Source organism: Parasutterella sp. St.1A3 (genome assembly GCF_059728705.1).
In genome coordinates this window covers 2,433,713-2,453,244 of sequence record NZ_BAAGFK010000001.1, presented here as the reverse complement: position 1 = coordinate 2,453,244, position 19,532 = coordinate 2,433,713, and the positions used below count along the sequence as shown (strand labels likewise).

Here is a 19,532-nt window from a genome sequence, read left to right as displayed (position 1 = left end):
AGCATGATAGAAAGTGATTTTCTGCAGTTGACGGAAAAAACCTTCGAAGAAGCGGAGGCGTTTGCCGACGCGAATTATCCGAACAGTGACTCCTACAGAGAGGGCAATGTTTTGACGATTGAGCTTGAAGACGGTCCTTCTGTGGTCATTAATCGGCAGGAGGCGATGCAGGAGATGTGGCTTGCGGCTCCAAGCGGCGGTTTCCATTTCAAACATGACGCGGACGGCTCGCTTCGCTGCACGCGTGACGGCGTGCTGTTTGAGACGTATCTGCAGCGCGCACTGGAGGGCAGATGAAGCGTGTTTGGTTATGCAGAGGCCGAGAGATTGACCTCAGCAGTCCGGTGATCATGGGCATAGTGAATGTGACGCCGGATTCATTTAGTGACGGCGGGAAGTATTACGATCCGCAGCGTGCGATTGAGCATGGCTTTCGTCTGTTAGAGGACGGCGCGTCGATTTTGGATGTAGGCGGCGAGTCCACTCGTCCCGGGGCGCCGGAAGTTTCGACGGAAGAAGAGCTTGAGCGAGTGATTCCCGTGATTGAGGCGCTTGCGGATGCCGGGGCTGCGGTTTCCGTTGACACGAGCAAAGCGGAAGTCATGCGGCAGGCGGCGGAGGCCGGCGCGATCATTATCAATGACGTTTACGCGCTGAGGCAGAAAGGATCTCTGCAGACGGCGGCCGAGAGCGGCTGCGGCGTTTGTCTGATGCATATGCAGGGTGTTCCGAGAACGATGCAGGCTGCGCCCTCCTATCAGAATCTGATTGAAGAGGTTCGTTTATTTCTCAAGGAACGCGCGGATGCGGCGCTTGCGGCGGGCATTGCGGCCAAATCGATTGTTTTGGATCCGGGCTTTGGGTTTGGAAAGACGGTCGGGCAGAACTTTGAGCTGCTTGCGCGCACGCAAGACTTTTTATCGCTTGGCTACTCTCTGCTGTACGGGATGAGCCGCAAATCGAGTCTGGGGGCCGTGACCGGAAAGGCGTCTGCCTCTGAACGCGTCGTTTCGTCGGTCGCCGCGCATCTGTTGGCGGCCGAGCGCGGCGCCTCGATACTGCGGGTGCATGACGCAGCGGAAATGAGAGAAGCGCTGCTGGTTTACGAAGCAATGAAAAACTACAAGGAATGGAAATGAGCAGAAAATATTTCGGGACGGACGGCGTAAGAGGCCGAGTCGGCAATACACCTATTACACCGGAGTTCGCGATGCTTTTAGCGCAGGCCGCAGGAAGAGTGCTGAAGCGCTGGACGCATGACGGAGAAGTCGGTGTATTTATCGGTAAAGACACACGAGTTTCCGGTTATATGCTGGAAGCGGCCATGCAGGCCGGATTTTTAAGTGCGGGTGTCGATGTGATGCTGGGCGGTCCGCTGCCGACGCCAGCAGTTGCCTATTTAACTCGGGCTCAGAGGCTGAACGCCGGTGTTGTGATTTCTGCCTCCCACAATCCTTTTTACGATAACGGCATTAAGTTCTTCTCTTCTAAGGGCACGAAGCTGCCTGATGAGCTGGAGCTGCAGATTGAAAAAGAGATGGACCGCGGCTATCAGTGCGTAGACAGTGCTCAGCTTGGCAAAGCGCGTCGTCTGGATGACGCCTCGGGGCGCTATGTGGAATTCTGCAAGAGTACGTTCCCGAGTGACCGTGATTTGAAAGGACTCAAGATTTATGTTGACTGCGCCAACGGCGCCGCCTATCACATTGCGCCCGATGTTTATCACGAACTTGGCGCGACGGTTGTCTGTGACGGCGATCATCCGGACGGCTTCAACATTAATGAAGGGGTCGGGGCGACGCATACCGATACGCTTCCGCAGCGCGTCGCGAAGGCGGGCTGCGATATCGGCATCGCGCTGGACGGCGACGCTGACCGTCTGATCATGGCGGACTCCGAGAAAGTCTACAACGGTGATCAGCTGCTGTATCTCATCGCCAAGGACCGTTTAGTGAGAAGAGGTCTTGCGGGCGTTGTCGGCACGCTGATGACCAATTTCGCGGTTGAGAAGAAGCTGAAGAGCTTAGGCGTTGCGTTCCACCGCGCCAAGGTCGGTGACCGTTATGTGCTGGAGACGCTGCAGAAAGAAGGTCTGCAGCTGGGCGGCGAGGGTTCCGGCCACCTGATTATTTTAGATAAGCAGACGACGGGCGACGGTATTGTGTCGAGTCTGCAGGTGCTTGCCGTACTGGTTCGCAACCGCACGACGCTTCGGGACGCGCTGGCGGAGGTTTCTCTGACGCCTCAGGTTCTGATTAACCGCAGATATCCGAAAGGTTATGTCTGGACTGATGACGAAAATCTTCAGAGAGCAATTGCCGAGGTGTCTGCCAGGCTTGAAGGCAGGGGCCGTGTTCTGGTGCGCGCCTCCGGAACCGAGCCGCTGGTGCGCGTGATGGTTGAATGCGAAGACGCATCTGAGGCTAAACAGGTTTGCGAGGTGCTTGCCGGACTGATTCCGGCGGGGCAATAAATTTTTATTGAGTCACAGACATGTCGATATCGGTACTGATTGTTGAAGACGAGCCGGCGATTCTCGAGTTGATTTCCTATACGTGTCGTACCTCAGGGTTTCAGGTTCAGAAAGCCTCCAACGTCGGAGAGGCGAGAAGGGCCATTGCGGAGAAGCGTCCGGATTTGATTCTTCTTGACTGGATGCTTCCGGACTGTTCGGGGCTTGACTGGCTGAAGGAGCTGAAGGCGAATCCGACGACGGATAATTTTCCCGTGATCATGCTGACCGCCCGAGGTCAGGAGGATGATCGTGTTAACGGTTTAGAGGCCGGGGCGGACGACTATATTGTCAAACCTTTTTCTCCGCGCGAGCTGATTGCTCGCATTAAAGCGGTGATTCGGCGTAAAGGCGGCAAAGAGGAAGGAGAGGTCATCCGGATTGGGCCGCTTGTCATTGATATTGACCGCTTTGAAGCCCGGGTGAGCGGCGAGCCGCTGCGTTTATCCGCGGTGGAATTTCGGTTTTTAGCGTTATTTGCCAAGCACCCGGGACGTGTTTATTCACGGGCACAGCTTATTGAGCGTATTTGGGGTTTTAGCGCCGACATTGATGAGCGTACCGTTGACGTTCACATGCTGCGGCTTCGCAAGCAGCTTTCGGGAACGGAAGCTGCTGACTTCATTGAAACTGTCCGAGGTTTAGGCTACCGAGCCGCAGCACTTAAATCGTCTCAGGCGAACTCATGATCAACGACTTTTTAAAGTTCGGCTATGCTGCCATTCTGACCGTCATTGTGATTGCTCTGGCGGTGGACTTGGTTTGGGGGTTGGCTGCTGGTCTGGCGGTTGCGCTGTTAGGTCTTTTAGGGCTCTTTCTGCTGCATTTGCGGCGCTTCAAGCGTTTCGTGCTGTGGCTTGAGGGTACGGAGTTGGAAGATTGGCCGAAGTCTGAAGGCGTTTGGGAGAGCATTTACCGCAAGGTATATACCGCACGCAAGAAGACGGAGAAGAATCAAGCGAAGTTGGAAGAAAAAGAGCTCCGCTTTCGCTCCACGCTGAATGATCTTCCGGACGGCGTGGTTCTGATGCGCAAGGACTTTGAGATTCAGTGGATCAATCGCATCGCGGTGCGGGATTTATCTTTAAACAAGCGCCAAGACATCGGGCGCAAGCTTGCTGACGTGATTCATTCGGAAGAGCTGATGACGCATATTCGTTCGGAGAAATGGGGTGAGAGTCTGATGCTTTCTCTTCCGGACGGGCGTACTTTGGAAGTTCGTGTGATTTCCGCCGGGAGCAAGTATACGGTCGTGGTGACGCGCGACATTACAGAGAGCAAGCGCATTGATGATTTCCGGCGGGACTTTGTCGCGAACGTTTCGCATGAACTTCGCACGCCGCTGACGGTCATCAAAGGTTTTCTGGAATTAACGGAGGAGAACTCGACGCTTTCTCAGGAAGATCGTCTGCATTTGAAGATGATGAGCGAGCAGGCTGAGCGCATGAGTTCGCTGGTGGATGATCTTTTGACGCTGTCACGCCTGGAGCGGGACAGTGCGCCCGCGGGGCGAGATCCGATTGACATGCTGGAAGTGATGACGGATGCCGTTGCGGAGGGCCGTATGGTTTCGGGCGGCCGTCATGAGATTCGGATTGACAAAGTTGCCTGTGAGTGGGTTTTAGGCGATCGCAAAGAGCTTCGCAGCGCGGTTACGAATTTAGTGACGAACGCGGTGCGCTATACACCGGAGCATGGCAAAGTTTCCCTCAGCTGGGAGGTGACGGATCAAGGCGGCGTGTTATCGGTTTCTGACAATGGGATTGGCATTGCGCCGGAGGATATTCCGCGCGTGACGGAGCGTTTTTACCGTGTTGACAAGTCGCGTTCGCGCGAGACCGGGGGCACCGGGCTTGGTTTAGCGATTGTGAAGCATGTACTTTTCCGGCATCAGGCTCAGCTGCAGATTGAATCTGAGATTGGCAAAGGCTCCACCTTTAAGATTGTGATTCCGAAGGTTCGTCTTCTTGACGAGGAGGAGGAGCTTTTAGGAGCTCCCGCTGGAGCGGCGGAGCGTTCAGTGATCTCCAAGAGTGATCTGATTCATTAAGAAGGGGACTGAGACATGCCGGATGCAGGCGACATGATTCCATTATCCGACGTTGCGGGTGCGGTTAAGCTTGGTCAGGTGTTTCGGCGCATGGCACTATCAAATGTGCTTGAGACAAGTCTGATTACATTTTTTTCTATCGAGATTTATCCTTCCTTCGAGTAGTACAAAGGGGGAATTCATTCTCAAATAAGGCTATATTTAAGTTTCTTCATTTTTTATTAACATGGTGCTGGCGTAAATTTTTTATATACTGTAGAATAACGCCTCTGCGCTGAAGTTTATTTAGAAGCAGATCTTGAAGCAGATCGAGAAGTTTTGTGTTATAGTCTCGTTTCACTCAACGGGGTGTAGCGTAGCCTGGTAGCGCGCCTGCTTTGGGAGCAGGATGTCGGGAGTTCAAATCTCTCCACCCCGACCAAAAGATTTTAGTCCGCAGGAAAATCTGCCCGTAGCTCAGTTGGATAGAGCATCGGCCTTCTAAGCCGAGGGTCACAGGTTCGAATCCTGTCGGGCAGGCCAAGTTTTAGTGGTACGAGTAGCTCAGTTGGTAGAGTCCAGGATTGTGATTCCTGTTGTCGTGGGTTCGAGCCCCATCTCGTACCCCACCGAATTCGGTGGGAAAAGCCGTCTCAGTTTTGGGACGGCTTTTCTGCATTAGGGCTACTACACAGCGGCATGTTTTGGGATGTGCCTGATTAGTGTAGGAGAGCTAACTTGATGGTTAATAAAAAACGAACTAATTGTCCAAGGGTAAAAAACAAAGAGGCAACCCTCTTCGTTTTAGGACTGCCTCAAAGGCTATATCTAGTCTAGAGGGGGTGGAACAATCTCTTCATTCGTATCTGTAGTTTCAGGGGAAACTATTCGATTAATTACTTTGAAAAAAGCGTCATTTTGAAAGAAATAGCCTGGAGTTTCTTCCTGTAAATCATTAAGGACATAGAATCCATAGTTTGCGTACTCTTCCATTTTAGAGATTAGAATATCGACGGCTTTTCTAAGGGTTATTTCACCTTTATCTAAGGCTAAAAAGTCTATATCTGTTCTTGCAATTAAAGCTGCAAACATATACTCCCGGAGTTTTGAGTATTCTCTCCTTTTACCTCTATCCCCGACATTGCCCCAATACTGAATTGGTTGTCCGAAGTCTGTCACTTTGTCGGGATTTTCGTTTAAGGCTCTGGTTTGCCTTGAATAAAGACCGATGAAGAATGCAATAATGAAAATTTCATATCCACCACCGTATACTTTCGCACGCCGCTCCGCTGAAGCTCCGGATCCATAACGGTAGTTTGTAAATTCTTCAATTATGGGCTCTTGAAATTTTGTTTCCCATTTAGGTGTTCTTCTAGCCCACACATCGTATAGTTTTTCCATTTTAAGCCCTTATAACTTTAATTTCTGATTCGATAGTCGCCAAATCACCAGGTATAAAGTCTGGCTTTTTCTGAATTCTTAGCACACTACAAGTTAATTTTTTGATACGTTCTAGGTCAGGAGAGCCGTCAACGGTCAGTAAATCCTTTGTGAGGATAAGGCACTGCTTATTGAAGTTGGTAACTATTTCATAGAAATTAGATTCTCTTCCCGAGCTGAAGGAAGAAGTCGGAGCATCAAATATTAACGGGTAAAGATCGTCATTTTTCTTTTGTCTAAGTTCAGCGATGGCAAAAAGGATAGCTAGACATTCTGAAGTCTTTTGCGCTCCATTTGGATTTGTAATGATGCCTCCAAGGTTATCTTGCAGTTCAACTATAACTTCATCTTCATTATTTGGCGTTTTATTACGGATTAACTTAATGAAACCATAGAAGTCGTGAGCGCTTAATTTTGAGAGATACTCATTAGATTTTTTTTCTAGCCTTGCTATTAATTGGTCTGCGTTTGCTTCTCTGCCCTCTACAAAAGCTCTTTGTATATCAGATAGAATTTCGTAAACTCTTCTTAGAAATTCTACGTTAGGATCGTCTTTTGTAAGCGAAGATAATTCTTTGTCATAGCCTTCTATTTCGGCGATAACTTTTTCTTTTCGCTTGTTTAGTTGCTCTAGTATTCCCTCTAAACGGTTAGCTTGGCCATATGCATCAAAGAGAGTTTCCTGCATTTTAAGAATGCTCTGTACTGATTCATTAAGGGAATTACGAATAAAAAGGTTTTTAATTTCGCCTTCGATATCCGCCAGTGTCACTGTTTCTTGTTCTAGCTCTTTGCGTTCCGCGATTAATTTTTTCATTCGCTTATCAACTCTGTCCATATTTACGTTGAGTTCTCGCTGAGTTTCGCCAGTGAGTGAGTTGTATATAGCATTGATTTCTTCCGTATGCTTTGAACAGAATAACTGTTTAGAAATTGATGGCTCTTTCTCGCGACCTTCAAGAGCTTTCTTCAATTCCTTCAATCTGTCGCACATGTGCTGATAAGCTTCGGTTCCTTTTTTTGCATCCCTTCCGCATACTTCGCAACGTTCTGCCTTGATTAAGTTTTCGAGCGCAGATTCGTCAGGAGTAAGTATAGAAAGTACAGACTCCTTTGCCTCCTTCATTGCCTCTTCTTTGGCTTCTTCTTTTGCTTTAGCCTCAACACGTGCTGCTCTTTTTTCAGAGTTCCAATAATCAGCTTTTTTGCGGAACTCCTCAAAGACAGGACTAAAACCTTTAAGAATCCATAAATCATCAAGGAGGGAAATGTTTGGATTAATAGAGGTCGTTGATACTTGTAAGCGGTCAAGCTTTTCGACTGTCTCTTCTCTCTGCTTGTTTAACTCGTCAAGCGCCTGAAATACATCTTGATTGGCTTTGAGCCTGTTATATAAAGATTCATATGCTTCATGATTTATTTGAGTGCTAGTGATTTCCTCATCCAAATACTTGAGTTTTTTCTTTGCCTCATCTCTATTTGCATGTATTTTTCCAATTTCAGCGCTATTTTTTTTGCATTTCCTCTCTTCACCTTTAAGCCTTTTGCCCGCAGTGGTTGAGAGTTCATCGACATATTTCTTGAAATCATCAAAAGAAGCGATGTCAGACAAAGTTTTTAAGAGCTCTCCGAAGGCGCCAGCCTTGCTGATTGCATCTAACTCGGACTCTCCTTTGAATAAACAGAATTGTCGTAGTGATGTATCAAATATGCGCTCAATTAGTTTTGAGGCATCCCAATCTACCCTCTCTCCAGAATCTCGCTCAACAAGTGCAGTGTGCAAAATCGTGTCGGGAACACTGAGTACTCCATTCTGCCGAGAAAAAACACAGGATTTTTTTAGTTGGAACTCTTGTCCTTTATGTTCGAAGAACAGCTCCAAAGACATTTCTTTAGAGTCTCCATCCTGAAGCTCCCTTTCGGCTTTTTTTGAAAATCTACTGATAAATAAATTTTTTTGTTCATTACCTTGGTGCTGTAACAATGCACTAAGGGCCTCGAATATGGTTGTTTTTCCGTCCCCGTTGTCACCTATGATAAGAGTGAGGGTAGGACTAAAGGTAATTTCGTGAATCCCAGGGAAACAACCAAAATTTTCTATGACAAGTTTTTTAAGCAGCATCCTATTTCACCGATCTTAAGCTTGAATTGACTTTATCTAATGTTAGAGTTGCTGATCTATCATTTAGCTTTCCAGAAACAACATCATAAAGTACCTTGAGATAAGGGTTATTGCTTTGTGTAAGAAGAGACTCAGAGTAATTATCAAATTTAGCAACTTCTTCCGGAGAGAGATGCTTTTGCATTTCGGGAGTCCTTATTACGGCTTTAATAATCTTCTCGTCTTTTGTTTCGAAGGGTTTAAACATGATCAACATCCAATGGAACGTTATATTTTCTTAACATAGGTAAAATAATTTCGTTGAGAATGGGGTATTTATTCTCTGCTAGTGATGCAAAGTTGTAAACACGCTTCAATTCTGATTTGATTATATTTTTTTCTAATTCCGAAGCTGTGGCGTCTAAGCAATCTGGATCTACCACTAAATCATAAATGACCGCCTGTTTCTTATCAGCACATTTTCTTAAAATTCTTCCTCTTCGCTGAATATATTGCCTAGGATTTCCTGTGCTGGCGCAAAATATTGCAATTTTCGCTTGAGGAACATCTACCCCTTCATCAAGACATTTCATAGAGGTGAGGACTTGTATGGTTCCGTCAGCAAATTTTTTAATTGTTTCCTCACGATTTTCACTTTCACCGGTAAATTGAACCACTGTAATGTCACGGTTTAGATCCCTTACGCTGCGGGTGAATTTATCTATTAAGCGTCTCGAGGAACTTGCATCGTCTGTGTCTGTGAATCCTTCCGGTGTATAAACGAACGTGTGCTTCAGGTCGCCGTTTCTTTTATAAAGTTCCTGAAGAATTTCATTAAAAGCATCTAATTTATTCGCTGCATTATGAATAATCCGTTTTCTCTTAATTAGCAATAGCTCAAGATTTCGATTTTGGGAATCTCCTTCAGTGGAGCTTGAACTTGAAGAAATAGCTGCCGCCTTAGCGATTTGTTTCGAGATTTCCTTGTAATCTTCTAATTCTTCACAAGTTAAATTAACAATTCTTGGATAGTATGTGTAGCGACATAATATTCCATTCTCTATTGCTTCTTTCATGGAATAAGTGAAAGTGGAATTTTTTTCTGCTCCAAAGAACTCTAGTAGTTTTTTTGTCTCTTCGCTTTGAAACTGTCTTTCAGGAGTAGCAGATAAGCCTATTCTGCGAGCGAAATTTATTCGATGCATGTTTTTGATGAGGCAGGGCGCTCCAAAATTATGCGCCTCATCAGCTATTAACAAGATTCTGGAAAGGTCTTTTCTCGAGAAGGAGGTGAGCTCAAAAAACTTGCCTTCCTTTCCAAATGATTGATAGGTACAAATAACTATGAAGGAGGAGCTGAGCCCTCCTATCCCATAATCAGATAAATCTTTATTGTTTTGAAGCTCTCTTTGCCAGGATGAATTATCGCTAACTTGGATGATGTGTTTGAAATTAAAAGCTCTACATTCTTTTTCCCATTGCTCAGCTAAAGCTTTTGAAGGAACAAGAATAATAGCCTTATATGCTTTTTCTCTTTTATAAATTTCTAAGAGGCAATTTAGAGCGGTGATAGTTTTTCCCGTTCCTGTTGCCATCTCGAACAACCCTTTCTGCTTATTGTCTTTCCAGTTGTTGAAAGCTTTTACTTGATAGTCGCGAGGTTCTGAGCCAAACGGGAAACGGGGTTCCGATATCAATTGGTTAAGAAGGACTTTAGATTTCTCAAACACATCAGGTGGGAGCTGAATGTCAGAGGCATTTCTTTCAAACTCTGATTCCTGAATTAATAGCTCTTCTACCTCTTTTGGAGGAAAATTCGCAACAATAGAGTTCTTAAACTCTTTAGCATCAAGCGTTGTCAGAGCTGAGTCTAGGCCACTAAATGCTAGTTCAAAATCTCCCTGTATGTTATCGATCCATTGTTTTGTCCCGGTTTTCCAATCTGGATACACAGAGATGCTTTCAATGTTCTCCAACATTGCATGTCGAGAGAAATTGCAGGAACCCTCAAATGCAACTTTATTTGCTCTATCCGAAAATATTCCGCATTTTGAATGACTAATTCCTGTTTTTCCTTTAGGGGTAACTATTCGAATTTCTATTCTTTTTTTTGCAATCAAAAAGCTTAAGCACTCAAAAAAATGTCTGTCCCTCTTAGACAGAGTTTTGGCGAGTTTACTGATATCTCCAATATCAAAGTCACGTTTCGGGAAAAAACTAGACTTTTCGCCCAAAAAAGCCTCTCCGTCCTCCTTCATAATCGCAGTATTTACTACTAAGCGCATGCGGCCGCCTCTGTATAAAAATACAGCAAAGCCGTTCGCTAGCAGCGAGATGGCGGAAGACGAGAAAAATCCTAGAAATAGATCAAAAGAGAGCGATGAACAGAGAGCTTCTGAAAAGAAACTTATAGGTTCGTCGTCATTCCCAGTTCTGTACCGAAGCGAGCTAGGCAAGCCCAAAAAATTTTTTAGCATTGGAGTCATAACGTAGTTATCGCGCAGTAATAAATCTATTTGGTACAGATTGAACAAGCTCCGTTTCCCTCATCTTCTCCGTATATATCGTCAAAGTCAACAAGCGAAGTAAGACCGGAATGTAACGCATTAAGATCTTTTTTCACTTTGGCGCGTTTTTTTCTTTTTTCATAGTCTTTTTTTATTTCAATGATTCTTTTTGGCGCAGACAGTTCCGCTAGAGATTCTCCCTGAGACCAGGTAAAGGGAGAGCCGCTTTCAATAGCAGTCTTCTCATAGCTCATTGCTTCTCTGAACTTATCCGGGTGCCGTTCCAGAAGATGAATCCACTCGATCTTTTGTTGGAAAAAGCAGAATGAGCAGCCGGAGCGACTTCTCCACTCGTAGTACGAAGGAAGGCCGATGCCCGCATCCTCAAGAATATCTAAGACTCCCGCCTTGTCAATCCCGTCTTCGCGGAATGGAAGCACTACATGAACACCAGGGTCGTTTGTCTGCATAGCAGTTCTATATTCTTCATCTGCCCTTATTGCTACATAGCTATAGACTTCATCACCATTTTGACGGATTTTTGAAATCCAGTTTTTCAAAGGGATGAGTTTTAGCATTCTTGTACACCATCTCGTTTGAGGCGATGGAAGAAAATTATTGTAAAGCTTCAGGTAGAAATCAAAATCCCTAATAGGATTTACTTCATGAATTTCCTTGCCTAAATATCCTTCGAGTCGAGCTAAGAATTCATAGACTTCAGGAAGCTCTTTCCCCGTATCTGTAAAGAAATATTCTATGTCTAGCTCCGGATGATGATTTTTCATGTAGACAGCCAGAGCTGCGGAATCCTTGCCTCCGGAAATTCCTAGAAGATGTCTAATTGCCATTCTTTTCCCCAGCCTTACTGATGCTATCAATCAAAAGCGCTATGGCTTCTTCTTTAGATAAACCTTGCAAAAGGACGTCGATTTTTGGAATAAGAGCCGACACTCTAGAGGATTGTTCGGATGAAATATCGACAATCCATTCTTTCCTTCCAGGAACTCCAGCAGTTACTATTCCCAATAGTTTCCGACCTGGTTCCTCGAGATTTCCTGCTGACAGCGCTTCAAGATGTCTGAATTTGAATGCAAGGTCGCTAATTACTGTTTTTGCACGAATCAGATCTGAGTCATTCCATCGGCCCTTTTGCTTACCAGTGACAAAGGAAAGGAGTTTCTCTATGCATTCATCTTCGTTTTGGGCAATTGAAGAGATGGTATTGATAAAACCCTCTAATTGAAGATTACCCGACCGATTTTTGACGAAACTTGACCTTGCTTTGACCTCTTCTGCATTAGATGCATCGAGCTCTTTCAGTAAAAGGATCTTAATTTCTTCATATAACGAGTTAGTTAAGAGCTCAAGCTCGTTAAAACATCCAATTATTTTCGGAAGAAGTTCTTTTGAAGTTCTTGCATTAAGAAGTTCAGGTATTGAGTTAAAAAGCAACTCGATGGGGTCGGACGCTCTCAGAACAACCTCACAAAATTTCTTGCTTTCGGCCGAGGCTCTCGAAGTCGAGAAGAGCCACTTCGGTAGGAGAAAAACCTTTTTGACTAGAGCTCGCGCGACTGCCAAAGGTGTTTTATCGGTCAGGGTCTTATCGCACTTTTGCAGATATTCAAATAAAGCATTCGTAATATCGGAGTCTTTGGCATTGCTTATATAGTTCTTTATTTGAATCAGCTCCGGCCTAGCTAATAAAAGCTCAATTAATTCGGTAGTAATCTCAGCTTGGTAATTATTTTCAATATAAAAAGTCAAGCTGTTTTTATTCAAACAGTAAAAGAAGAATAAAAGGACCGGCATCAAGCCTTTCTTTATTCCGAAGGGCTCTTGTCCCCACAAGGAGTAAAGGCTTGTGAGTTCCACAGGATTGGAAGCTGATAAAAATTCCGAGGAGGTTTTCCAAAGCTCATTTAAGGAAACGCATTCCTGCGGCAGCGCAAAAGAAAACCGGTCATGTGAATTTCTAACATGCAGTCCCTTTTCCTTGAAAAGAGAAAGGAAAATCATCGCTTCAGCCGGCATGCCTTCAAAACCGAGATCATCTTCCCCCTCATGCGCTAACATGCGATGGATTAAATTTTTTCTCGCAGTTTTAATATTCGGGGAAAGCTCCTCTCTGTTGATGAGTTCATTGTTCAATGCCAGCGCAAATTTATAATGCTCATCACAAAGATCGCTCAGTAATTTGTTGAGTTCAGTTACATCCTTGACCGTTCGAAGGTATTCTCCGCCGATATACCACTTTGAATTATCGAAAGCCTTATCGATAAGAGAATTTAATCGCTCTTTCGCAGAATTAAATATAGCGTCTACTTCTAGGCGTGCAATTCGATCTCCTTCCAGTGCTGGTTCTTGACGCAATTGATTAATCCTTTGCGTTTCAATACTCATCGAAAGGATTTCATCCTTATTGGAGGGGATTCCGATTAAATTAATGCCGGTAGTACCTTCTTTGACGGAACGAAGAGAACGTTTTATTTCGTCCTCTGAGCCTTGTCCCAGCCAAAAAATCAGTTTGCCTGAGGCGCCTTTAGCCGGAGCTTCTAATTCATCAGATACAGTTGCTGCGTCAGCTAATCGACACGGGAACCAATGTAGATTTCCAGTTTTAACGTAGTTTCTTCTTGCTACTAAAACAGGAAGATTCACTAACTCATTAGCGACAGTAGGATTTATTTCGGCAATACTTACTTTTTCATAACTTTGATCAAAGTCAAAATCACTTCCTTCGAATAAGGAGAAAGATTCGGAGTGCCTTTTTTCGACGATAATTTTTCGTTCTTTGAGTAGTTCCAATAGGCTCGATATTTCCTGCTCTTCTAGCTGAGGGAAAGAAGCTTTCAGGACAAGCAAGCTTGGTTTTATTCCCGACGTTCCTGCAAAAATAAACAAAAGTGAGATTGCCTTCACAAGGTTTACTGCATTTTTTTGGTCGAGGGCTTCAGTTCGGGCGATGCAGTCTAATGCTACGGACCAATTTCTACGCTCTGTGGAGTCAGAAGCGATGATGAAGCCATAATTTGCTTCTAGATAGTTCCAAAGCTCAACAGGGCCATAAAGATCTGGGGAATCTTGACTCGTAGTGCCCAAAAAATCTTGAAATCCGAAGGGCTCCTGAGATGTCAGGAAATTGAAAACTGAACGGTTGTTTTGCCAAAAGCCTCGCTTAGCAATGGGACCAAGAATTAAACATACAACAGGATTTAGAGGCCAGCTTTCCCTAAATGTCTGGAGATACTTCTTTTTATCAATCTTTCTCTGAGAAGATAAAAATTTCAGGGTGGAGTTGATTGATTTATCAGAGTAAGCTCGGTTTCCTGAGTTTGGTGAGACAAGAGCTAGCGCAGAAGACAGCATTTTCAAAGTCTCTTCCGAATGTGATACTAAGGGGGTGTCTAGGAAGCGTCCTTGAACTTTTTGCCATTCAAGTTTGTGGACCTCCGGAGATAACTGAGCGTAGGCCGTAAAGTTTTGGTGAAGGATTCCTATGAATACTATTTTTGATCCTTCCTGATTTATTGCTTCGGCAAAATTCTGCAGAGCGGCGCAATTATCAAAAAGATTTTCTGATAAGTATCGTCCCATCTCGTCAAGTATGACGAGTTTATCTTTCTTCTTCGATTTGTTGAATGACTCTATGTTTTCGATTAAAGAACCAGTGGCAGAGGATCCAAATAAAGAATTATTTAGATCGTCCTCTATTGAACCTTGTCTGCCGGTAAGAACATGCAAATCATATCTTCTATCCGAAAACACTGACTTAATTTCAGAATATTCGGAGTATCTCTCTAATTTAGCCAAGGCTTGTTTTTTTATGGCCTCAGTTCTAGAAGCTAAACAGCAAAGATATAGGCCCAATGCAGACTTACCAGAACCAAATGCTCCGGTAATTGTGAAAGCTCTTTGGTTTGTTTGTGATATGTGTTCTGCAATATTGTTTAAAACATTTACTCCGGATGTAAGGAGCTGATACCCCTCAAGTGAGTCTTTGCCTGAGGAGATGTCAGAATTAATGTTTACAGAGCGTTGAAAGCGGCGTTTGACTTCAACTAGAGATTTTAAATTTGACATTTTTATCCTTTAAACGCTCTAATCAGCATGTCTTTTTTGAGTTTGTCAAAATCCACGCTTGCAGTAGAACAAATTAAATTTTTTATCCCGAGTTGGTCGGTCCAAATGGCTTTTCCAGCAGTGAGTTGTTCGAATTGTTCAAGTCTTTCGTTTAAGTCTGATTCACTCAATTTGAAAACTCTGCCAGGGCTGTTTGCAGCAAAGGAAATCTCGTACCAATCAAGTGTTTTCGAAGGGCTTACTTCATTAATACGCTGCCAATGATCTAGCACTGCCCATACGAATAGTGGGGTTGGAAGAGTAGGTCTTTTGGTTCGACAAATTTCAAAATTAGCCGTGGAATCGTCTCGAAGAGCAATTAGGCCCAGACTACCGAAGAAAGAATCAACCTTATCTTCGAAGTTTTCTTTACGATTTTTACCTCCGAAGCAGTAAGCGCGAAATATAACTTCGACGTCCCTTCTAATAGAGGTCTCTGCGACCCTAATATTGTTTTCTTCAGCAAATGCCTCAACCCTTTTTTGGAGAATTTCCCTCGTAACGGTCTGATCGTTATAAATATTGAACAGGTACCAGAGCGCAGTTAACCTATTTGCCTGAGAGCAAAGATTCCAATGCGCTATCCAGGCAGTGGTAAGAGTTTCTCCGAAGGGATCAAGCGGCTCTTTATCAGAGAAAGGAGAACCGAAGATTAGGTTAGCAAGTTCCGTAGGGACTGTCTTGTTATCAATGTTTTCAAGAAAACCTGTTTGATAACCCCACCATTTCATGGAACTGACCATGTTCTTGCCTACACCCAATGAAACAACGGTGTGGCTGTCGTTGAAGTGAACCTGCTTATTCTTTTTTAATGCTTCGTTGCAGAACGTTACGACTTTATAAATCCAATTTTGTCTGAGGGTAAATGTTTCATGTCCTGAAAATTGGAAGTCTCTTTTTTTTACCGAACTCATATTTAATCCTGGATCTTTATTCCAGTTATTTTACTAGATTACGGTCTACAGTGAGGAAGAAAGCGCATAAAGCAACGAATTTCGCGATCATTGATTAGTAAGAAGGAGCCGTTAGTAATACTTAAAATAAGGTATAGCTGCTAATAAGGGGTGATTCGTGCTAATTTGTTTAATTCCTCGAGATAAATCTTTTAAAAACAGTTTGATATAACGAATTTAAAAGGAGATATTTCGTTCTTTAGAGATTTACAATATTGGAGCTGTTCTTTCTTCTAATAACTCAAACCTCGGAGAAGATAATGAAGATTAAGTTCATTTCTGCAGTTATCGGCGCAGCAGTTGGTTTTTCGTGTCTTACTTTTTCCTATGCTGTTCAGGCCGAAGAGGCGGCGTACAAGCTGATTCTTCTGCGTCACGGCGAAAGCCAATGGAATCTTGAAAAGCGTTTTACCGGATGGTCCGACATTGACCTTACGGACAAGGGACGCGCCGGAGCGCTGAAAGCCGGAGAACTTCTCAAGAAAGAAGGAGTCGCCATTGACGAAGTTCACACTTCCAAGCTGAAACGCGCGATCGAAACAGCCCAGCTTGCACAGAAAGGAATGTCTGCAGAATGGCTCCCGATGAGCAAATATTGGCGCTTGAATGAGCGCTGCTATGGCGATCTCGAAGGCAAGAAGCGCGCAGATGTTGCCAAGGAATTCGGTGATGATCAGGTCAAGGTCTGGCGAAGAAGCTTTGATGTTCCGCCGCCCGCATTGTCTATTGAAGATCCTCGCTCTCCGGTGAAAGATCCTCGTTACTCCGACTTAGATCCGCGTGTCATTCCTGCCGGTGAAAGTCTTAAAGACGTGATTGCGCGTGTAGGACCTTATTGGGCGGATCAGCTTTATCCTGCGATCAAATCCGGAAAGACGGTTCTTGTGGTGGGTCACAGCACAAACCTTCGTGCGCTCTCCAGCTGGATCGAACCGAATCTTGACGAAAAGGCTCTGCAGAAACTTGAGATCGGCAACAGCAGGCCGATTGTTTATGAGCTTGATAAGAACATGAAGGTGCTGAGCCGTAAGGTTCTCAAAGACTCTGAAGAGAAGAAATAAGGAAACTCAGGTCCTCTTCTGAACGGGTGCCCAAAACCCTCTGCTTCTGCCTGAATTGAACCCCTTTGAGGAGTGTTCAGCTTATTGGTTTCCTATAGTTAAGGAAAAAAGGAATCAATATGTTCGGACTAACTCAACTAGGTGTAGAAGCTTTCCTTGCGGCAATGGGCATCCAGTTTGTCTCCTCTCTGATGGGGACTGCGGTGGCGAGTATTGCGCCGGAGATTGCTCGCTCGCTTCAGGCCAACAGTACATTTGCGGGTCTTTACATCGGCTTCATGTATGTGGGCGCCTGTATCTCTTCTCTTGTCGGCGGAAATTTTATTCGCCGATACGGCCCGGCGCACATCACTGAATTTGCGCTTGCTTTTGCTGCGGCCGCCGTTATCCTGTGTATGGCGCCGCTGGAATCCATCGTTATCTTTTCCGCCTTTCTTCTTGGTTTAGCCAAGGGACCTCTGATGCCGGCTATCAATACAATGCTGGGTCGTCAGGTCGAGAAAGGCAGATACAACATTATCTTTTCTCTGAAGCAGTGTGCCGGACCGGTCGGCATGGCCGCTTCCGGTCTTGTGATTCCCTTTCTCACGACTCATTTCGGCTGGCGCGTCGGTTTATCCTTCGTCGCGGTGCTGTGCGTGCTGACGGCTTTGTGGAGCCAGTGGATTAAAAAAGATCAGGACAGTTCATTCCAGTTCAAAGATGAACCGATATCGCTCACGCACTTGGCCGACAGTCTGAAATTGGTGCTTGATAATCCGCTGCTGCGCAGACTCTCAGTACTGAGCATTATCTACAAGGGACTGCAGATGTCGGTCCTTGCGTATATGGTCGTATTTCTGGCGGACATGAAGTTTTCTTTGGTGTTCGCCGGTTTGGCGCTGGCTGTGAGCAATTTTGGGGCAATATTCGGAAGAATTTTTTGGGGCGCTTTGGCCGATAAGATCCATTCCTCGAGAGTTGTGCTTGCGATTTGCGGAATTCTCATGGGCATCTTTACGGTTGTGCTGAGTTTTACCCAGGCAGACTGGCCCAAATTTGTTGTTCTAATCGTCAGTTTCCTTTTAGGCATTAACTCGCTGGGCTGGAGCGGCGTGTTTTTTGCGCAGATCGCCGCAGCGGCACCGCATGGCAAGGTTGCCGAAGCGACCGGCGGAGTGGACTTCTTCTCGTTCGTCGGTGCGATCTTTGTCCCGATGGCGTTTGGCTTCCTTGGGCACCATCTGGGTGAATTTACAACCGGTTTTTGGATTGTGTCTGCCGTGACAATGCTTTGCGCGGCTTATCTCCTGCTGGTAAAGGATATTCAGCCTTCTTCATAATTTAATCTGAAGCAAATCGGAAAACACCGCCTCCCGGATTCCACGAAAAGATCAAACAATCCGGGAGGTTTTCTTTTTGCTGCGCGGCGGGATTCAGTCTTTGCCGCCTGTGAGTTTTCGTCTTCAACTCAGCTTTAACTCTCGATTTTTGCAGCCGGCAGAGGTATGAATATTTGTAAGGATTAGGTTGATTTATGCCTAAATTATATGGTGTCCGATGAAGAAATAGTATTGGATTTTGGGCGGCCTCTTTTCTAAGATGAAAGTCTCTTGGAGAAGAAGATGACAATTAATAGAAGATCCTTTCTGCAGTTTCCCTGACTTGCAGCGCTTTGCGCCGCGATGCCGGCAGTATCAGCGGAGTCAGTCCGTCCTAAACGCATCCTTGTTTACGGAGACTCGAACACTTTCGGATGGATTTATGACCCTAAAGTCGGCGTAACCCGTCTTCCGGTTGAGAAGACCTGGGTTCGAGTAATGGCCGAGAAACTCGGCGCCGGCTATGAAGTTGAAGTGAATGCGCTCGGCGGACGGACAATTTGTCGGGACCAACGGACCGGAATTGGAGCCGGAAGCCGGATTCCCTGTCCGCTCTTTAACGGTATGACGTCCCTGCCGGCAGTTCTGTCAGAGAATCTTCCGCTGGATCTGGTCATCGTCATGCTGGGTACAAACGATGCGAAGGCAGCGTTCAAGACGGTAGCCGATCAGCTCGCAGACGATTTAGGTCGTATGACAGAGCTGATTCGCGGGGAAGGGTGGGGCGGAAACACACCGTACCCGAGTCCTCAGGTGCTTCTCATTGCACCGATCTATCAGCCGGACGATACCGCCTACGGAGAGTTTTTTAAGGGCGCCGACGCGATTACGAAAGCATTGCCCGAAGCCTTGCGCAGGAAAACCGCAGAAATCGGAGCGGAATATTTGAATGCCGGAGACTTTGTCACAGGAGTACCCGCTCAGATGGACCGAGTACACATGTCAGAAGAGCAGCACCGTTTGCTTGGGCTCGGTGCGGCAGACAAAGTTAAGGCAATTATGGAGCGATAGATCAGGAGAGCGAGATGAAACTGAAAGCATCAGCCGCAGCAATCGGCCTTATGGCTTGCGGCGTACTCTCAGCCCAAACGATAGAAGTTCAGCTGGGAGAAAAGGCTGGCACAATAGAACTCAATGTAAATGATGCAGCCTGCTCTCTTTTGGAGCAGATGCCGCTGAGGCTTAAGTTCGAGGATTTCGGTTCTGCAGAAAGAATCGCCTATCTGCCTCAAAAACTTAAGTTGGGCTCATCACCTACGTCGTGTGCTCCTTCAGAAGGAGATTTGACCTATTACATCCCTTGGGGGAATCTTGCGGTGTTTGTCAAGGGTTGGCGTCCGTCAAACGATCTGGTTCCTCTTGGCAAACTCAGCGATCAGGCGCTGGAAATTATCAAGTCTAGTTCGAATAGGACGATTGAAATCAGAGCTGTGAGGAGTAAATAAA

Annotated in this window: 17 protein-coding genes and 3 tRNA genes; 13 read left to right on the top strand and 7 right to left on the bottom strand. The window is 45.5% G+C overall.

The genetic code is table 11. The features are described 5' to 3' along the window. The first annotated feature begins 3 nt into the window (after positions 1-3). From cyaY to AC6I1F_RS11330, 9 genes are all read left to right on the top strand, one after another. On the top strand, positions 4-297 hold the full coding sequence (gene cyaY / locus AC6I1F_RS11370) for an iron donor protein CyaY (protein WP_160335528.1): 294 nt from the start codon (positions 4-6) through the stop codon (positions 295-297). Beyond that, the gene (gene folP, locus AC6I1F_RS11365; RefSeq protein WP_289077395.1) at positions 294-1,139 is read left to right on the top strand and encodes a dihydropteroate synthase; all 846 of its coding nucleotides are present in this window, start codon (positions 294-296) and stop codon (positions 1,137-1,139) included. The genes cyaY and folP overlap by 4 nt, the downstream gene beginning before the upstream one ends. Next, positions 1,136-2,473: a phosphoglucosamine mutase gene (gene glmM / locus AC6I1F_RS11360; RefSeq protein ID WP_289163086.1), complete on the top strand. Its 1,338-nt coding sequence runs from the start codon at positions 1,136-1,138 to the stop codon at positions 2,471-2,473. The genes folP and glmM overlap by 4 nt, the downstream gene beginning before the upstream one ends. Positions 2,474-2,493: 20 nt before the next feature. Further along, positions 2,494-3,201 (top strand): response regulator, encoded by a 708-nt coding sequence (locus AC6I1F_RS11355; RefSeq protein WP_160335531.1) that lies wholly within the window; start codon positions 2,494-2,496, stop codon positions 3,199-3,201. Next, positions 3,198-4,562 carry a phosphate regulon sensor histidine kinase PhoR gene (gene phoR, locus AC6I1F_RS11350; RefSeq protein ID WP_251451976.1) on the top strand — a complete coding sequence of 455 codons (1,365 nt, stop codon included), beginning with the start codon at positions 3,198-3,200 and terminating at the stop codon, positions 4,560-4,562. The genes AC6I1F_RS11355 and phoR overlap by 4 nt, the downstream gene beginning before the upstream one ends. Before the next feature lie 15 nt (positions 4,563-4,577). Then, entirely contained in the window at positions 4,578-4,727 is a 150-nt protein-coding gene (locus AC6I1F_RS11345) for a hypothetical protein (protein ID WP_290432609.1), read from the top strand. Positions 4,728-4,906: 179 nt separating this feature from the next. Continuing rightward, positions 4,907-4,983, top strand: a tRNA-Pro gene (locus AC6I1F_RS11340). A 24-nt stretch (positions 4,984-5,007) separates the two neighbouring features. Then, positions 5,008-5,084, top strand: a tRNA-Arg gene (locus AC6I1F_RS11335). A gap of 10 nt (positions 5,085-5,094) precedes the next feature. Beyond that, positions 5,095-5,170 (top strand) — tRNA-His (locus tag AC6I1F_RS11330). Positions 5,171-5,369: 199 nt separating this feature from the next. On the opposite strand, the gene AC6I1F_RS11325 is transcribed toward AC6I1F_RS11330, so the two are convergent. The 7 genes from AC6I1F_RS11325 to AC6I1F_RS11295 all read right to left on the bottom strand — a co-directional run bounded on the left by AC6I1F_RS11325 (position 5,370) and on the right by AC6I1F_RS11295 (position 15,625). After that, positions 5,370-5,942: a hypothetical protein gene (locus tag AC6I1F_RS11325; protein WP_251569760.1), complete on the bottom strand. Its 573-nt coding sequence runs from the start codon at positions 5,940-5,942 to the stop codon at positions 5,370-5,372. A 1-nt stretch (position 5,943) separates the two neighbouring features. Continuing rightward, entirely contained in the window at positions 5,944-8,103 is a 2,160-nt protein-coding gene (locus AC6I1F_RS11320) for an AAA family ATPase (RefSeq protein WP_251569761.1), read from the bottom strand. A 1-nt stretch (position 8,104) separates the two neighbouring features. Then, positions 8,105-8,350 (bottom strand): hypothetical protein, encoded by a 246-nt coding sequence (locus AC6I1F_RS11315; protein ID WP_251569762.1) that lies wholly within the window; start codon positions 8,348-8,350, stop codon positions 8,105-8,107. Then, positions 8,343-10,367 carry a DEAD/DEAH box helicase family protein gene (locus tag AC6I1F_RS11310; RefSeq protein WP_353956747.1) on the bottom strand — a complete coding sequence of 675 codons (2,025 nt, stop codon included), beginning with the start codon at positions 10,365-10,367 and terminating at the stop codon, positions 8,343-8,345. The genes AC6I1F_RS11315 and AC6I1F_RS11310 overlap by 8 nt, the downstream gene beginning before the upstream one ends. Positions 10,368-10,594: 227 nt before the next feature. Continuing rightward, positions 10,595-11,437: a phosphoadenosine phosphosulfate reductase family protein gene (locus AC6I1F_RS11305; RefSeq protein ID WP_251569764.1), complete on the bottom strand. Its 843-nt coding sequence runs from the start codon at positions 11,435-11,437 to the stop codon at positions 10,595-10,597. After that, positions 11,427-14,672 (bottom strand): hypothetical protein, encoded by a 3,246-nt coding sequence (locus tag AC6I1F_RS11300; protein ID WP_251569765.1) that lies wholly within the window; start codon positions 14,670-14,672, stop codon positions 11,427-11,429. Before AC6I1F_RS11300 ends, AC6I1F_RS11305 begins: the two co-directional genes overlap by 11 nt. Before the next feature lie 2 nt (positions 14,673-14,674). Continuing rightward, positions 14,675-15,625: a DUF4007 family protein gene (locus tag AC6I1F_RS11295; protein WP_251569766.1), complete on the bottom strand. Its 951-nt coding sequence runs from the start codon at positions 15,623-15,625 to the stop codon at positions 14,675-14,677. Positions 15,626-15,924: 299 nt separating this feature from the next. On the opposite strand from AC6I1F_RS11295, the gene AC6I1F_RS11290 reads away from it, so the two are divergent. From AC6I1F_RS11290 to AC6I1F_RS11275, 4 genes are all read left to right on the top strand, one after another. Beyond that, positions 15,925-16,725: a 2,3-bisphosphoglycerate-dependent phosphoglycerate mutase gene (locus AC6I1F_RS11290; RefSeq protein WP_251569767.1), complete on the top strand. Its 801-nt coding sequence runs from the start codon at positions 15,925-15,927 to the stop codon at positions 16,723-16,725. Positions 16,726-16,844: 119 nt separating this feature from the next. Next, on the top strand, positions 16,845-18,047 hold the full coding sequence (locus AC6I1F_RS11285; RefSeq protein ID WP_251569768.1) for an MFS transporter: 1,203 nt from the start codon (positions 16,845-16,847) through the stop codon (positions 18,045-18,047). 342 nt (positions 18,048-18,389) lie between these two features. Beyond that, entirely contained in the window at positions 18,390-19,097 is a 708-nt protein-coding gene (locus AC6I1F_RS11280; RefSeq protein ID WP_237178840.1) for a GDSL-type esterase/lipase family protein, read from the top strand. 14 nt (positions 19,098-19,111) lie between these two features. Continuing rightward, positions 19,112-19,531: a cyclophilin-like fold protein gene (locus AC6I1F_RS11275; protein ID WP_160336348.1), complete on the top strand. Its 420-nt coding sequence runs from the start codon at positions 19,112-19,114 to the stop codon at positions 19,529-19,531. The last annotated feature ends 1 nt before the right edge of the window (position 19,532 follow it).

Excerpts from the sequence above, each read along its gene's own strand:
- AC6I1F_RS11320 (WP_251569761.1), bottom strand. The coding sequence starts at position 8,103 with ATGCTGCTTAAAAAACTTGTCATAGAAAATTTTGGTTGTTTCCCTGGG.
- glmM (WP_289163086.1), top strand. The coding sequence starts at position 1,136 with ATGAGCAGAAAATATTTCGGGACGGACGGCGTAAGAGGCCGAGTCGGC.
- AC6I1F_RS11290 (WP_251569767.1), top strand. The coding sequence starts at position 15,925 with ATGAAGATTAAGTTCATTTCTGCAGTTATCGGCGCAGCAGTTGGTTTT.
- AC6I1F_RS11310 (WP_353956747.1), bottom strand. The coding sequence starts at position 10,367 with ATGCGCTTAGTAGTAAATACTGCGATTATGAAGGAGGACGGAGAGGCT.
- cyaY (WP_160335528.1), top strand. The coding sequence starts at position 4 with ATGATAGAAAGTGATTTTCTGCAGTTGACGGAAAAAACCTTCGAAGAA.
- AC6I1F_RS11285 (WP_251569768.1), top strand. The coding sequence starts at position 16,845 with ATGTTCGGACTAACTCAACTAGGTGTAGAAGCTTTCCTTGCGGCAATG.
- AC6I1F_RS11325 (WP_251569760.1), bottom strand. The coding sequence starts at position 5,942 with ATGGAAAAACTATACGATGTGTGGGCTAGAAGAACACCTAAATGGGAA.
- AC6I1F_RS11305 (WP_251569764.1), bottom strand. The coding sequence starts at position 11,437 with ATGGCAATTAGACATCTTCTAGGAATTTCCGGAGGCAAGGATTCCGCA.
- phoR (WP_251451976.1), top strand. The coding sequence starts at position 3,198 with ATGATCAACGACTTTTTAAAGTTCGGCTATGCTGCCATTCTGACCGTC.
- AC6I1F_RS11300 (WP_251569765.1), bottom strand. The coding sequence starts at position 14,672 with ATGTCAAATTTAAAATCTCTAGTTGAAGTCAAACGCCGCTTTCAACGC.
- folP (WP_289077395.1), top strand. The coding sequence starts at position 294 with ATGAAGCGTGTTTGGTTATGCAGAGGCCGAGAGATTGACCTCAGCAGT.
- AC6I1F_RS11275 (WP_160336348.1), top strand. The coding sequence starts at position 19,112 with ATGAAACTGAAAGCATCAGCCGCAGCAATCGGCCTTATGGCTTGCGGC.
- AC6I1F_RS11355 (WP_160335531.1), top strand. The coding sequence starts at position 2,494 with ATGTCGATATCGGTACTGATTGTTGAAGACGAGCCGGCGATTCTCGAG.
- AC6I1F_RS11345 (WP_290432609.1), top strand. The coding sequence starts at position 4,578 with ATGCCGGATGCAGGCGACATGATTCCATTATCCGACGTTGCGGGTGCG.
- AC6I1F_RS11315 (WP_251569762.1), bottom strand. The coding sequence starts at position 8,350 with ATGTTTAAACCCTTCGAAACAAAAGACGAGAAGATTATTAAAGCCGTA.
- AC6I1F_RS11295 (WP_251569766.1), bottom strand. The coding sequence starts at position 15,625 with ATGAGTTCGGTAAAAAAAAGAGACTTCCAATTTTCAGGACATGAAACA.
- AC6I1F_RS11280 (WP_237178840.1), top strand. The coding sequence starts at position 18,390 with ATGCCGGCAGTATCAGCGGAGTCAGTCCGTCCTAAACGCATCCTTGTT.